Consider the following 14637-nt stretch of genomic DNA (forward strand, 5'->3'; position numbering starts at 1 on the left):
TTTATATATTTAGTTGGTGAAATAATGAAAATCTTTGGTATAAGTGGAAGTCCAAGATTACAGGGCACTCACTATGCGGTGAATTACGCACTAAATTATTTAAAAGAAAAAGGATGCGAAACTAAGTATTTTTCAGTAGCGGGAAAAGAAATAAATTTCTGCAAACACTGTGATTACTGTATAAGAAAAAAAGAGGGCTGTATCTATAAGGATGACATGAATGAAGTTTATGAAAATTTAATATGGGCTGATGGTATAATAATGGGAGCTCCGGTTTATCAGGGAAATATCACCGGGCAGTTAAAAACATTAATGGATAGATGCAGGGCAATAGTTGCTAAAAATCCAAAGGTTTTAAGTGGTAAGGTTGGAATGGGCATAGCTATTGGAGGAGATAGGAATGGAGGACAGGAGATAGCTTTAAGAACAATTCACGATTTTTACATCATTAATGAGATGATTCCAGTAGGTGGAGGTTCATTTGGTGCAAATTTAGGTGCTACATTATGGTCAAAGGACAAAGGCAAAGAGGGTATTGTAGAGGATAAAGAAGGATTGAGGGTTTTAAGAAAAACATTAAATAAATTTTTAAATAGAGTATCTGAATTTAAAAAAGCATAAATAAAAAATATATAATAAATATATAGGATTATATTGACATACTGAAATATTATAAGTTTCATTAAATTTAATGAATATATTTTAGTTAAAATAATTAAAAAAGGTGATTTTATGGTAAAAATCGCATGGGGCATTACAGGATGCGGAGATAAAATAGAGGAAATAGTTAAATTAATGATTGATTTAAAAAATAAATATAATTTGGATATTGATATATATGCATCAAAAAGTGCCAAAGTTGTTTTAAAATGGTATAAACTCTGGAATTTGTTAATAGATGAGTTTTATGATATAAGGGTTGAAGTAGATGCAAATTCTCCCTTTTTGCCGGGAAAACTTCAAACTGGAAAATATGATATATTTATTGTAGCTCCAACTACTGCAAACACCGTAGCAAAGGTGGCACATTGTATTGCCGATACCCTTATTACAAATTCAATTGCTCAGGGTATTAAAGCTAAGGTTCCAACATATATATATCCGCCAGATAATAAAATAGGAGAGATTGAAACAATAATTCCCGGTGGAAAAACTTTAAAGTTATATATTAGAAAGGAAGATGTAGAAAATGTTAATAAATTAAGAAAGATGAATGGCATAACGGTCTTGGATAGTGTGGATGAAATTAAAGATGTTATTCTGAAATATGTTAAAAGTGAGAAAAGTTAGAAATAGGGAATAACTTTGATATGTATTTCATGTCACTTTTAAAATAAGAAAGGTGATTAAATGTTAAAAATTGAAAACTTATGTGTTAAAATAGGGGATAAGGAAGTTTTAAAAGATATTAATTTAAATATTGGCGTTGGTGAAACGCATGTTTTATTTGGTCCAAATGGAGCAGGTAAATCTACATTGATAAATACCATATTGGGAAATCCAAAATATGAGGTTGTAAAGGGCAGTATTTATTTTAAAGGAAAGGATATTACCAACATGCCAATGTATGAGAGGGCAAAACTTGGAATGGGCATATCATATCAAAATCCGCCAGCAATTCCCGGAGTAAAGTTGAAAAATCTTCTAAATATTATCTCAAATAGAGAATGGAATGAAATTGAAAAGATGGCTGAAATATTGAATTTTAATGATTTTCTTGAAAGAGAAGTAAATGTTGGATTTTCGGGTGGTGAAGCAAAAAGGTCTGAGATACTCCAAATATATGCTCAAAATCCAGATTTTATCATGTTTGATGAGCCCGATAGCGGTGTAGATGTGGAAAATGTGGAATTAATTGGAAACCTCATAAACGAATTACTCGATAAAAATAAAATACCAAGTGATAGAGAAAAATCTGGTTTGATAATCACACACATGGGGCATATATTAAACTTTATGGATGTAGATAGAGCTCATGTTCTCTATGATGGAATTATAGCTTGTTCAGGTCATCCAGAAGAAATCCTTGACAACATAATTGAACATGGATATGAGAGGTGTGTAGAATGCTATCAAAAGAAAAAGCATTAAAAATAAAGGAAACCGCTGAAAAATATAGAAATGTTCCAGCACCATACGGAGAAGATATAAATCTTGAAGAATATAAAATAGAAAAAGATGGCATATCAATAGATTCATTGACTGAGCTCGACCAAGAGTATAAATCCGAACTTGAAAATATAGGTATCGATATTGAGGAGAAGAGCTCAGCAGGTTCATACTTGCAAATAAATAATAAGGCAGTTTATTCAAAAACATATTCAAACATTGAAATGATGCCAATTTCCGAGGCTCTTAAAAAATATGATTTGGATGATTACTTTTGGAATCTTGTTGAAATTAAGGATAAATACACAGCAAGAGTAGCATTGGAATTAACAGAAGGATTTTTCATAAGAGTTCCAAAGGGTGTTAAGGAAACTATACCACTTCAAACATGCCTTTTAATTGGTGAGGAGAGCTCATCTCAAAATGTTCATAATATCATCATTGTTGAAGAAGGGGCTGAATTGAATGTGATTACTGGATGTGCAACTTCTCCACATGTAAAATCAGGTCTTCATATTGGAGTTTCTGAATTTTATGTAAAAAAAGATGCAAAATTAACATATACTATGATACATGACTGGGGCGAAAATGTCCATGTTAGACCGAGAACTGGCGTATATGTTGAAGAAAATGGGATATTCATAAATAATTATGTGGTATTATCAAAGGTTAAATCTATCCAAAGTTATCCAACAGTCTATTGTGCAGGTGATAACTCAAAGGCAACCTTTCAAACTGTGGCTTATGGTAAAGGAAACTCAAAGATGGACATGGGAACAAGGGCTATATTATCGGGAAAAGGTAGCAGTGCAGATATGATTTCAAGAACTATTGTTGTAGATAATGCTGAAATAATAGCAAGAGGTCATCTCGTTGGAGAAAGTGAAGATGTAAAAGGACATTTGGAATGTAGAGGTTTAATTTTATCGGATAATGCACATCTTCATGCAGTTCCTGAATTAGAGGCTAAAAAAACAAACCTTGATTTATCGCATGAGGCAGCTGTTGGAAAAATTGCAGAAAATCAACTAATGTATTTAATGTCAAGGGGTTTAACAGAGGACGAGGCCACTTCATTGATTATAAAAGGATTTTTAAGCGTAGATATATCGGGACTTCCCCCAAAACTTGCAAAATCTGTTGAGCAAATAATGGATATGACTCTTGATGGATTGTAATTATTAATACTCATTATTTCAGTATATCCATTTTATAGGTCTATTTTATATTTTATCCATATTTCATATTTTTGTAATTATTTTATCGTAAAATAAAAACTTTTATTTTTAATGTATAATTTAAATAAAGACTGAAAAATATATAAAAATATATAAAAATTGGATGATAATGTGTAGATAATAAAATAATAAAAATATAATAATAAATTATGGGATAAAATGGAATTTACAGATACAATAATAAATTTTCTAATGAAAAATAATATAAAAACAGTTTTTTCATATCCTGGGGAACAGATTTTTCCATTATATAATAAATTAAATGAATCACCAATAAAAAATATAATGGTCAGACATGAACAGGGAGCTCTGCACATGGCTGATGGGTATAGTAGAATTACAAATCATATTGGAGTATGTTTAGCAACTGCGGGTCCTGGTGCTACAAATTTGATGACAGGCATTGCCACAGCATATAAGGACTCCTCATCTGTAATAGCCATCACTGGAAGATGCATGAGAAAATATATAAATAAAAATTATTTTCAAGAAATACCTTTGGATTTTTTAAATATATATAAAGGATATTTTATGAATAAACCAGACATAGGTTATTTCATAAATGCATTTTCTGAAACTTTAAATAATAAAAAACCTATCCATTTAAATATTCCAAGTGATATTCTTAAATCAAAGGTAAAGTGTCTCACTGAATATGACAATAATAATGACGGCATATATAACAATACCTATAATAAATACAATAGATATAATAACAGTAAAAATAATAAAAATAATGATAAAAATAACAACTATCATAAAAATGAGGATAAATTAGGATATAAGGATATAAAAGGTAAAATAATTAAAAAACATATTAATATAAAAGATATTAAAAAACCTTTGTTGCTTATAGGTCAAGGTATTTATGGAACATTATCCTACAATGATATGAGTAATATAAATAATATATTGAAGGAATGCAATATTCCAATTGCAACAACCTATCCTGCAAGAGGTGTTATTGACGAAAATTATAAGAATTGTTTAGGTTTAGTTGGAAGAAGGGGAACATTTATAGCAAATAGATATATCGTGGAAAGCGATGTTATATTTTCAATTGGTGTAAGCCTTTCATACAACACCATACCTGAAAGTATTAGGGATAAAGTTTTAAAAAAAGTAATTAATTTGGACATTAAAATTAATGATTTAAGTGATATTAAGAACTTAATTGATGGATTAAATGAGTTATACAATGATAGTTCATTAAATAATAGCAATAAGGTTATGACTACCAATACCAATAATATCAATAATTATTATAATAATTGTGATAATAACAATACAAATAAGGATAATAAAGGTAATATTCCCAATATTAATAATAGTCTAAATTTTAAATTAGGGGATTACTCTTCAAAAATCAAAGAGATACTATATAATTTACCCAATGATTCAATAATTACCACAGATGCTGGAAATCATACAGTCTTTGTATCATTATTAAAAAAATGTGTAATTCCAAGAAATATTATATCATCTCATAGCATGGGAACTATGGGATTTGGGCTTCCCGCTTCGATTGGAGTTAAATTTGGATGTTTGGATTATAATATCGATAGGGAGGTAATTTCCATCAATGGTGATGGCGGTTTCCAGATGAATATGCAGGAGCTCGCAACAGTATCAGAAAATAATCTAAAAATACTTATTATAATAATGAAAAATAGTAGATTAAATGTATTTGGTAATATAAAAAATCCAGATTTTAATAAAATAGCAGATGCCTACGATATTGATAATGTTTATATAGAAGATATCGATGAAATAGGAGGAAATATAAAATATTATTTAAACAATAACAAACCTTATCTTATGGTAGTTGAATGTGAAAATGAGGGGCTACCTAAACCTTTTATTTAATTAAATAAATTAACTTAAATAATAATAATTTAAAATGATGATGATTTTAAAGTTAATCAAGGTATTAAATAAAAAAATAATTAAAAATTAAAAAAATAAATAGAATTAAATTATTACCAATGGAGGAATAAACATGGATGAATTATTTAAAACACTAACAAGCAATATGCACTTTAATGCAACGGCATTAAGTGATAAAACATGGAATCAAAATTGGAGAGTTCCTGAGGGGCTTATATCAATAATCGGATTAAAAAATGGAAAAAGTCCAGTTTTTTATTATGGTGTTACAAAAAACTGTAAAGAGAATTATGTGCTGAAAAAAGGGATTTCTGACAATAAAAATAAATTTATAAACGCAAGACTTTACTTTAAATTTGATAGAGCAGATATTATTGAAAAAGAAAAATATGTCGTAGCAAATGGATTTAATGGTCTTTTATTATGTATAAAAATAGACAAAGAGAAGTTTATAAACACTTTTGAAAGGATGCTTATGGAAAAATATAATAGTGGAGATGAGCACATAATTGATGTTTTGGAAAGAATGAAAGAAAGAAATATGTTTAATTCAGTTGAAGAAAGTGCGAGATATATTGCAAATAGGGATTATAATTGGTTAATAGGTAGATTAAAATATAAAGCAGGACTATTTAACTATTCTGGTCAAGGATATTGGTTATTACCATTAAAAACAAAAATGGAGATTACAAAAGGATTTGAAATAACTAATAACGAACTTATCGTTGATTTGGAAAATACAGAATTGTTTAAAAATTATCTAATATATGTAGATGTTAAAAATAATATAATAAGATACAATAAAAGCAGGTTATGTAAAAGTGGATATTCATTTGTGGATGAGGTAAGAAAACAGATGCACGATGATATATGTCCATGGTGTGGTGGAAAACTCAGATTGGTAAAAACCAAAAGAGGAGAGTTTTTAGGATGTTCAAACTATCCGAACTGTCTTTATAGGAGATTCTTAAAAAAATAATATTATTTCATTTTTAATTTTTTTAATTTTAAACATGCCTATTAAATTTTTACATTAGTTATTTAATTATTTAATTTATTATTACTCTAATTAAGGGATATATTATGCTAAAAAAGATAATGGTAAAAGGCATAGTTCAAGGTGTGGGATTTAGACCTTTTGTTTATAGAATTGCCAAAGACAATAGTTTAAGGGGATATGTAAAAAATATGGGAAATTATGTTGAGATAGTGGTAATAGGAAATAAAACTAATATAAACGCTTTTTTGGATGATTTAATGAATAAAAAACCACCATTGGCAAAAATTAATGAAATAAAAGTTTTTGATGAAGTTGATGAATCCCTATATAAATATTACATGGATTACTATAACGATTTTATTATAGAAAAAAGTCAAGAAAATAACGAAAATAATGAGGAGGGAACAATTCCACCAGATATAGCAATATGTGAGGATTGTTTAAAGGAAATAATGGATAAAAATGACAGGAGATACAAATATCCATTTACCGCATGCACAAATTGTGGTGCGAGATTTACCATAGTAAAGGAGCTCCCCTACGATAGAGATAATACATCCATGGATAAATTTCCATTATGTGAGGATTGTTTAAATGAATATAAAAACCCATTGGATAGGAGATTCCATGCTCAGGCAACATGCTGTCCAAAATGTGGTCCAAAAGTATTTTTAACGGATAAAAATGGAAAAATACTATGTGAAAAAGAAGATGTTATTGAAAATACAGTAAATCTTCTGAAAGAGGGACATATAATTGCAATAAAAGGCGTTGGTGGAACTCATTTAGCCTGTTGTTGTGATAATGATGAAGTTGTATTAAATTTAAGAAATAAATTAAATCGTCCAACTCAACCATTTGCCATAATGACAAAATTGGAATATTTAGATTTATTTGCAACTTTTGATGATGATGAATTGAATCTTTTAAAATCCTCAAAAAGACCTATTGTTGTTCTTGAAAAAAATAAAGATTACAATAAATATTTTTCAAAATATGTATCCAATTTAAATACCATAGGCGTTATGCTACCGTATTCCGCATTACATTATCTTTTATTTGATAATACCGATAAAATTGCCTATATTATGACATCCGCCAATCTTCCAGGTCTCCCAATGTCTATAAAAAATAAAGATATATTAAATAATTTGAAGGATATTGCAGACTACTTTTTGCTTCACAATCGTGAAATAATAAATAGGTGTGATGATAGCGTATTAAAGAAAATAAATAACAGAATGATATTTTTAAGGCGTTCAAGAGGCTATGTGCCAGAACCCATTATTGTAAATAACAGTTTAATTAAAAATAACAACAAAAATATATTATGCGTGGGTCCTGAGCTCAACTCAACGGCATGTTTAGTTAAAGGCAATAAGTTTTATTTAACGCAATATATTGGAAATACCTCCAAGTATGAAACATTTAACTATTTAAATGATGCAATATACAATATTTTAAGATTAACAAATACAAATAAATTAGATGCTGTTGTAAGTGATTTACATCCAAGTTATAATTCTACAAAACTTGCATACGAGCTCGCAGAGAAATTTGATACCGAGCTCTATAAACTACAACATCACAAAGCACATGCCTATGCATTGATGGGAGACAACGACATATTTGAGGACGCTATTTTTATCACTGTCGATGGGCTTGGATATGGTGAAGATGGAAATATTTGGGGAGGTGAAATTTTAAAATATAGGTATGATTATGATGATAAAAATAATAATGGAAATAAAAACTATAAAAACGATAAATATATAAAAAGAGTGGGTCATTTGGAAGAACAGTATCAAACAGGCGGGGATTTATCTGCAAAATATCCGCTTAGAATGTTATTTTCAATACTGTATAAAAGATTAAATTCCGATGAATTAATTGAATTTATTAAGAAATATAACTTTTTCAGTGATAAGGATTTGAAACTTATGCTTTTCCAGTTGGATAAAAAAATAAATGTTATAAAAACCACATCGTGCGGAAGAATTTTAGATTCTATCTCTGCATTACTTTCTATAACAAATAAAAGAACTTATGATGGTGAATATGCCATTAGAATGGAAAGTGTAGCGGAGAGTTATATAAAAAAACATCCAGATGATTATACTAAATGTTTAAAAATGGCTAAAAATGATATCGAAATAAAAAACAATATATTAAATACAACCGATTTAGTTTATAACTGCTATAATATGCTATTAAATGGATTTAAAAAAGGATTTATAGCTTATTATATTCATTTGGCTATTGCAGAAGGACTTTCAGAAATTGCCATGAAAAATGCGGAGCTCTATGATATTAAATATATAGGTTTAACAGGTGGAGTTTCCTATAATAAAATCATATCTGAGAGAATAAGGGAAAATGTGGAAGATAACGGATTTAAATTTTTATACCATAAGCAAGTTCCCAATGGGGATGGTGGTATTAGTTTTGGTCAGGGCATTGGATATATTTTAAACAGCAGGTGTTAAAATTTAAATGAGGTAAAAAGCATTATATATTGTTTAATTTATAAAATTTATAGTTAGATATGTTGGAATTAAATAGTAAAAAATATATAAAAATAAAATAATAAAAATAAATGTTAATTGAATATACTAATTAATAAATAAATATTAAAAATATAAAATAATTTACTAATGTCATTAAAATGGGGTATAATGAATAATGGTGAAACAATGCTAAAAAAAATATTTTTATTTCTTACATTTATTTTTTTAACATCCGCAGTATATGCTGAATCTGCACCGATACTCCCAGCTTCATATTATGGAACTATCAATGTAGAAGGTGGAGGAACATTAAATAATGTAAAATTGGTGGCAAAAATTAATGGGGAGGAAAGAGGCTCGATAATTATCAAAAATAATAAATTTGGGGGAAAAAGTTATTCAGAAGAAAAATTGATAGTTAAAGGAAGTTCGGATGATGAAGGAAAAACTGTTGAATTTTATATCGGAAATTATAAGGCTGATGAAACCACAACATGGAAAAGTGGAGATGTAAAAGAATTATCATTAACTTTTCCAAAAGAGGTATTGGGCAATAATGAAAGACATAATATATCTAATAACATATCCACCAACTCATCTATATCTACTAACTCAACCGTAGAAGGTAGCAGTGGGACTATTTCACAAACTATCGCAGTGTCTTATAACGATGTAGCAAGTGATATAAAATCAGAAAAGATTAAAAAAATTGTTCATAACTATAAATTGATATTAGGTTCCGAAATTGACAAAGATTTATCGGCAAAACATCTTAAAGATACATCAGAATTAGTAAATAAACCATTGGAAATAAAAGAAGACTGTATATTAATAGGAGGTCCAGTAGCTAACCCATTAACTAATAAATATCTTTCCAAATTTAATGTTAAAGTAACAAATAACTACCCAGGAGCTCATATGGGAGTCATCCAAAAACAGACAATAAATGGACATAATGTAATATTATTGGCAGGTTCAGATAGATACGGAACAAAAGCAGCAGTAGAATACTTCAAAACATTGGATGATATTCCATCAGAACCTACATTTGTAGAATGGAAAGATGATGAAGCTATAAAAATAAATAAACCTTAATTACTTTTTTTATTTTATATTTTCTAATTCAATAATTTTTATAACTTATAAAATGATAGATAATATAATAAATAATATAAAATTTTTAAATGTTATAAAATAAAAAGGGGTGGTGGTTAATCATTAAAAGATATTTATATATCCCAATAGTTATATCAATAATATTTTTAGGCATTATGTGTTGCTGTGTAAATAATAACTTAGATAGGACAGGCGACAACAGGGAGAATGGTATAATTGTTGTTAATATAACGGTTATATGCGATAATCCTATATCAAAAAATTATGTGTTAATTAAAGGAGAGCCTAAAAATGTATCACTTTATAGGTTTTATTATATTAATGAGGATATTCCTGGTTCAGGAGTATTTGAAAAAATAAAAACAATACCTCTTAAAAAAATCAGGGAGAATAAATACCTGGAATTATAGTATTAAATATATCAAATTTATCTAAAAATTACACGTACTGTGTTGGATATCCAGCTTTAAATTATATCGATGAAAAAACATGTGCTATCATACCTATAAAAAATAGTAATAATAGAAGTATAAAAATAAAAAATACTACAATATTTCAGTTCATTACTGGAAATCATTAGTAGCTGTGGGGTGAAAAGGAGAATTATCTGATAATTATACATTAACGTCCTCCAACTACTATAATATTAAAGATATTAACGGTAGCAACCTATTTATAATGGATGGATTTTATAATGGAGGAGCTCCGGGAAATCCAATGTTGCCGTATAAAATTTATAATATAATCCTTCCGTCAAATTGTAATTTATCCACGGTTAAATTGGAAATAATTAAAGTTGATGGAAACTATATAAATAGAACATTAAATATTAAACCAGCTCCACCAAGTTGCAGATGGAATAAATAAAACAATAGTAGATTATGGAATAGGGAAACATATCGTCAATGGATACAATATGAATATATATAACAATGATAGTTTTTACCCAGAGAGACCCGCAAATATCGTAAATAAAGGGCAGTTGAGAGAGGCAAAATTAATAGCCATATCTTTTAACCCTATTCTCTATAATCCAGTTCAAAAAAAGGCTTACCATGTTAAAAAAGTAGTTTTCAGAGTATCCTATAATTTAAGGGGTGAAAATCATCTACCTTCATTATTGAATACTGCTGATAAAAAATATTCTATATCCACATATACTAAGCATCTCTTGAATCATTATAATTTATTGAATTCTGATGCATTAAATACCAATACCCTACTACCTGCTGAATATGGCTCATCATCCGTTAAGTATGATTATGTAATTGTAACAACAAATCGCATTAATAAATCAGCCAAAGCATTAAATAATTTTACAAACTGGTTAAAAATTAGAGGATTTAATCCATTGATTATAACCGAAAATGATTATGGAAATGCCACAGGACAGCAAAGAGTCATAACTATTAGAAATTGGTTAAAAAATCATTACCAAACCTAGGAATAAAATATGTATTGTTGATTGGCAATCCAAACCCAGATGACCCATTAAATGATTCAGATGGCTACGGAGATATTCCAATGATGATGTGTTATCCAAGATATTATGCAACATATTATCGAGCATCACCAACAGATTATTTCTATGCAGATTTAACTGGAAATTGGGATTCAGATGGAAATGGTATATATGGAGACCTTAATGATGATGTGGATTTCTATCCAGAAGTATTTGTCGGAAGAATCCCATTCTATGGAAATTTCACCCAACTAAATAATATATTTATAAAAACCATAAATATGAAAATAGCAGTGGTAATTGGAGAAGAAGAGTTTTACTACCCATGGCGATAGCAAATTATAAAAATGAAGATGGAAGTTGGTATGAAAGAACAGATGATAGGGATTTACCAAAATATTTAATTGAAAATATATTGCAACCATTAAATTATTCTTACTATATAATGTATGAAAGAGAGGGGTTAAATCCAGTTCCAACTAGTGCTCCATATTACAATGCACCAATAAACAAAGAAAATGTGATAAACGAGTGGAATAAAGGATATGGATTGGTATTTTGGAGCGGACATGGTAGCTCATGGGGAGCTTATAGGAAATATTGGGCATACGATAATAACAGTAATGGTGTTCCTGACTACAATGAAATGAAGTAGGGTAAATTTTACTAATTCATCTGATGTATGTAATTTATCGGACAACAAACCAGCAATAACTTATCAATGTTCGTGCTTAAATGGATATCCAGAAGATTCGGATAATTTAGGATATTCATTATTAAAAAGAGGTGCAGTTGCTACGGTTTCAGCTTCAAGGGTTTCATGGTATAATCCAGGATATTGGAAACCAGATGGAACAGCAAGTGGTAATGAGATTGGCTATAAATTTTCAAAATATTTGGCATTGGATTATCCCGTTGGAGAGGCACTTTATGCGGCAAAAAGTAATCTTGCTAATTATGATGATGGCTGCTGGATGATGAATTTAATGGATTTTAACCTATATGGCGACCCTTCATTAAGTTTAAATAATAAAGTTAATTTGAATAAAAAAATCTTTATAAATTATTTACCTTATAATATCGAGATTCCTGGATATTATATATTAAATACTTCCTGTGAAAATCTAACTACAACAGCAATAACCATAGATGCAAATAATGTTGTGTTGGATGGAAATGGGCATATTTTAGACAGGAATACTACAAATTGGCATTGGAAATGTGGTATCTATGTAAATAATCATAAAAATATCACAATAAAGAATTTAGCTGTTAAAGGATTTGATGAGGGAATTTACCTTGGTTCATCATCCAACAATACAATAACTAATGTAAATGTAAGTATTAATTATGGTGATGGAATCATCCTTAATACATCATTCAACAACAATATAACCAACAATAATTTCAACAATTGTGGATTATGTATTTGGAAATCATACCATAATACAATAAAAAACAATACAGTTAATGGAAAACCGTTGGTTTATTTAGAAAATGAAAAAGATAAAGTAATAGACAATGCAGGTCAGTTATAGCCATAAATTGTAAAAATATAACTTTAAGAGATATGTCAATAAATAATGTAAGTTTTGGTATTGAATTTTGGAATGTATCTAACAGTAAAATAACTAATGTAAATGCAAGTAATAATAATTATGGAATTACTCTTGATTTATCATCCAACAATACCATAACTAATGTAACTGTTTGCAATGACCATAATGGAATTTACCTTGATTCATCATCATCCAATATAATCTACCTAAACAACTTCATAAATAACAGTAAGAGAAATATCTACCTAACTAACTTACAAAATAACATATTCCACTCACCATATATAATAAACTACACATACAACGGAAATACATATTGCAATTACTTAGGAAACTACTATTCAGATTACAATGGTACTGATTCAAATGGAGATGGTATTGGAGATACTCCTTATAATCTTGACTACTGTAACAACATTAATGATAATTATCCATTAATAAACAAATTTGAAAACTATAAAATAAATAGAATTATTAATATTACCCCTCGACCGGACCTAACAGTAACAAATATTAGAATTCTAAAACCTCTAATAGTGGTAAATAACTCTTACATAGTATATGCAACCATTAAAAACATGGGAATGAATGATGCATCATCATTCAATGCAGTATTGAAAGATAACGGTAATATTGTAGCTACAAAAACAATAAATTCATTAAATGCAAATAGTATCGAAACCATTTTATTTAATTGGAAACCTTTAACAATAGGAGCTCATAATTTAACAGTAGTTGTAGATATCAACAACCCAAGTAAATGAGATAAATGAATCAAATAATAAATACTCAGCAGTATTTTATGTATATGGCAATATTTTGGCTAAATTAAATCCAGAATATATAATCTCAAAAACAGGCGAAACATTCAATATAAGTTTGGAAGTGGATGATATTCCTAATTGTGGAGGGTTTGAAACCATTATTACATACAATAAAAGTATATTAAACTTGACAGCCATTACATTGAGCAATGTTTCAAATAATGCAAATTTAAGAATGATAAATACCTCATCAGGATTAATAAGTTTGGTGTGGTTCTCCAATCTTCCAAATAATAATTTTAAAGTAGCAACATTAACCTTTAAAGCGTTAAATTCAGGAAATGGCAATATTTCATTGCAAAAAACCACAATTTGCGACAGTAACGGAACAAAATATTCAAATATAATTACAAAAGTAACCAACTATTGTATTATAAGTAGAACCACCATACACTTGAAAAAAGGTTGGAATGCAATATCATTACCACATAGGAACAACATAACATTCGATAATCCTTCAAATGTTGTAGAGATAATCACATACTACAACAACTCATGGAAATTAAATAGGGAAAACAATTTGAAGGTATTGTATGGATACTATATATTCTGTAAAAATGATACTATAATGAATATATTATATAATAGTAACTCAGAACCTTCAAACCCACCATCAAGAATAGTATATCCAGGATACAACTTAGTAGGTGTAAATCCAGCAATAAATGATTATGAAAACTACAATGGAAAGGTAAAACTAAGCGATTATATATTATCCATAAACAACACTTGGATACAAATACTTGATTTAGATGGACGCATATATACAAGAAATGACAATATATCCAATGTATATTTGGAACCCTACAAGATATACTGGTTAGGAATGAGTAAAAAAGATACCCTACTTGGTAGAAATGTAAATTAAGTAAGTTTAAATAATAATGAAATAATTCCTACTACAATCGTAAAATAAATGCCTTATATAATCTTAT

General features: G+C 28.5%; 14 protein-coding genes and 1 pseudogene. All 15 read left to right on the forward strand.

Annotated elements, in window-relative coordinates:
• Positions 1–24 precede the first annotated feature (24 nt).
• The 15 genes and pseudogenes from METOK_RS08155 to METOK_RS08230 all read left to right on the forward strand — a co-directional run bounded on the left by METOK_RS08155 (position 25) and on the right by METOK_RS08230 (position 14570).
• Positions 25–621, forward strand: coding sequence for a flavodoxin family protein (locus METOK_RS08155; protein ID WP_013867745.1), 597 nt, complete (start codon positions 25–27; stop codon positions 619–621).
• Positions 622–732: 111 nt separating this feature from the next.
• Positions 733–1290 carry an archaeoflavoprotein AfpA gene (gene afpA / locus METOK_RS08160; RefSeq protein ID WP_013867746.1) on the forward strand — a complete coding sequence of 186 codons (558 nt, stop codon included), beginning with the start codon at positions 733–735 and terminating at the stop codon, positions 1288–1290.
• A gap of 60 nt (positions 1291–1350) precedes the next feature.
• The gene (gene sufC / locus METOK_RS08165; protein WP_013867747.1) at positions 1351–2091 is read left to right on the forward strand and encodes a Fe-S cluster assembly ATPase SufC; all 741 of its coding nucleotides are present in this window, start codon (positions 1351–1353) and stop codon (positions 2089–2091) included.
• Entirely contained in the window at positions 2067–3287 is a 1221-nt protein-coding gene (locus tag METOK_RS08170) for a SufB/SufD family protein (protein ID WP_013867748.1), read from the forward strand. The genes sufC and METOK_RS08170 overlap by 25 nt, the downstream gene beginning before the upstream one ends.
• A gap of 219 nt (positions 3288–3506) precedes the next feature.
• Entirely contained in the window at positions 3507–5213 is a 1707-nt protein-coding gene (locus tag METOK_RS08175) for a thiamine pyrophosphate-binding protein (RefSeq protein ID WP_013867749.1), read from the forward strand.
• A gap of 133 nt (positions 5214–5346) precedes the next feature.
• Positions 5347–6213 carry a topoisomerase DNA-binding C4 zinc finger domain-containing protein gene (locus METOK_RS08180; protein ID WP_013867750.1) on the forward strand — a complete coding sequence of 289 codons (867 nt, stop codon included), beginning with the start codon at positions 5347–5349 and terminating at the stop codon, positions 6211–6213.
• A gap of 104 nt (positions 6214–6317) precedes the next feature.
• Positions 6318–8720, forward strand: a complete 2403-nt coding sequence (hypF, locus tag METOK_RS08185) for a carbamoyltransferase HypF (protein WP_013867751.1) — start codon at positions 6318–6320, stop codon at positions 8718–8720.
• Between the two features lie 207 nt (positions 8721–8927).
• Positions 8928–9836, forward strand: a complete 909-nt coding sequence (locus tag METOK_RS08580) for an S-layer protein (RefSeq protein WP_232210809.1) — start codon at positions 8928–8930, stop codon at positions 9834–9836.
• 176 nt (positions 9837–10012) lie between these two features.
• Positions 10013–10267 (forward strand): hypothetical protein, encoded by a 255-nt coding sequence (locus tag METOK_RS08195; protein WP_013867753.1) that lies wholly within the window; start codon positions 10013–10015, stop codon positions 10265–10267.
• Positions 10268–10535: 268 nt separating this feature from the next.
• The gene (locus METOK_RS08200; protein ID WP_048057963.1) at positions 10536–10724 is read left to right on the forward strand and encodes a hypothetical protein; all 189 of its coding nucleotides are present in this window, start codon (positions 10536–10538) and stop codon (positions 10722–10724) included.
• 49 nt (positions 10725–10773) lie between these two features.
• Positions 10774–11301: a C25 family peptidase propeptide domain-containing protein gene (locus METOK_RS08205; RefSeq protein WP_048057964.1), complete on the forward strand. Its 528-nt coding sequence runs from the start codon at positions 10774–10776 to the stop codon at positions 11299–11301.
• Positions 11302–11318: 17 nt separating this feature from the next.
• A pseudogene (locus METOK_RS08930) lies at positions 11319–11974 on the forward strand (C25 family cysteine peptidase).
• A 241-nt stretch (positions 11975–12215) separates the two neighbouring features.
• Positions 12216–12857 (forward strand): NosD domain-containing protein, encoded by a 642-nt coding sequence (locus METOK_RS08220; protein ID WP_013867755.1) that lies wholly within the window; start codon positions 12216–12218, stop codon positions 12855–12857.
• Positions 12858–12889: 32 nt separating this feature from the next.
• Positions 12890–13642, forward strand: coding sequence for a CARDB domain-containing protein (locus METOK_RS08225; RefSeq protein ID WP_013867756.1), 753 nt, complete (start codon positions 12890–12892; stop codon positions 13640–13642).
• Between the two features lie 55 nt (positions 13643–13697).
• The gene (locus tag METOK_RS08230; protein ID WP_013867757.1) at positions 13698–14570 is read left to right on the forward strand and encodes a cohesin domain-containing protein; all 873 of its coding nucleotides are present in this window, start codon (positions 13698–13700) and stop codon (positions 14568–14570) included.
• The last annotated feature ends 67 nt before the right edge of the window (positions 14571–14637 follow it).

Origin of the sequence: Methanothermococcus okinawensis IH1, assembly GCF_000179575.2 — an archaeon.
Lineage (GTDB): Archaea > AGJL01 > Methanococci > Methanococcales > Methanococcaceae > Methanofervidicoccus > Methanofervidicoccus okinawensis.

Bases quoted from the DNA above. Each gene is read 5' to 3' on its own strand.
- sufC (WP_013867747.1), top strand. From the start codon at position 1,351: ATGTTAAAAATTGAAAACTTATGTGTTAAAATAGGGGATAAGGAAGTT.
- METOK_RS08200 (WP_048057963.1), top strand. From the start codon at position 10,536: ATGGATGGATTTTATAATGGAGGAGCTCCGGGAAATCCAATGTTGCCG.
- METOK_RS08580 (WP_232210809.1), top strand. From the start codon at position 8,928: ATGCTAAAAAAAATATTTTTATTTCTTACATTTATTTTTTTAACATCC.
- METOK_RS08225 (WP_013867756.1), top strand. From the start codon at position 12,890: ATGTCAATAAATAATGTAAGTTTTGGTATTGAATTTTGGAATGTATCT.
- METOK_RS08195 (WP_013867753.1), top strand. From the start codon at position 10,013: ATGTGTTGCTGTGTAAATAATAACTTAGATAGGACAGGCGACAACAGG.
- METOK_RS08205 (WP_048057964.1), top strand. From the start codon at position 10,774: ATGAATATATATAACAATGATAGTTTTTACCCAGAGAGACCCGCAAAT.
- METOK_RS08180 (WP_013867750.1), top strand. From the start codon at position 5,347: ATGGATGAATTATTTAAAACACTAACAAGCAATATGCACTTTAATGCA.
- METOK_RS08175 (WP_013867749.1), top strand. From the start codon at position 3,507: ATGGAATTTACAGATACAATAATAAATTTTCTAATGAAAAATAATATA.
- hypF (WP_013867751.1), top strand. From the start codon at position 6,318: ATGCTAAAAAAGATAATGGTAAAAGGCATAGTTCAAGGTGTGGGATTT.
- METOK_RS08170 (WP_013867748.1), top strand. From the start codon at position 2,067: ATGCTATCAAAAGAAAAAGCATTAAAAATAAAGGAAACCGCTGAAAAA.
- METOK_RS08155 (WP_013867745.1), top strand. From the start codon at position 25: ATGAAAATCTTTGGTATAAGTGGAAGTCCAAGATTACAGGGCACTCAC.
- afpA (WP_013867746.1), top strand. From the start codon at position 733: ATGGTAAAAATCGCATGGGGCATTACAGGATGCGGAGATAAAATAGAG.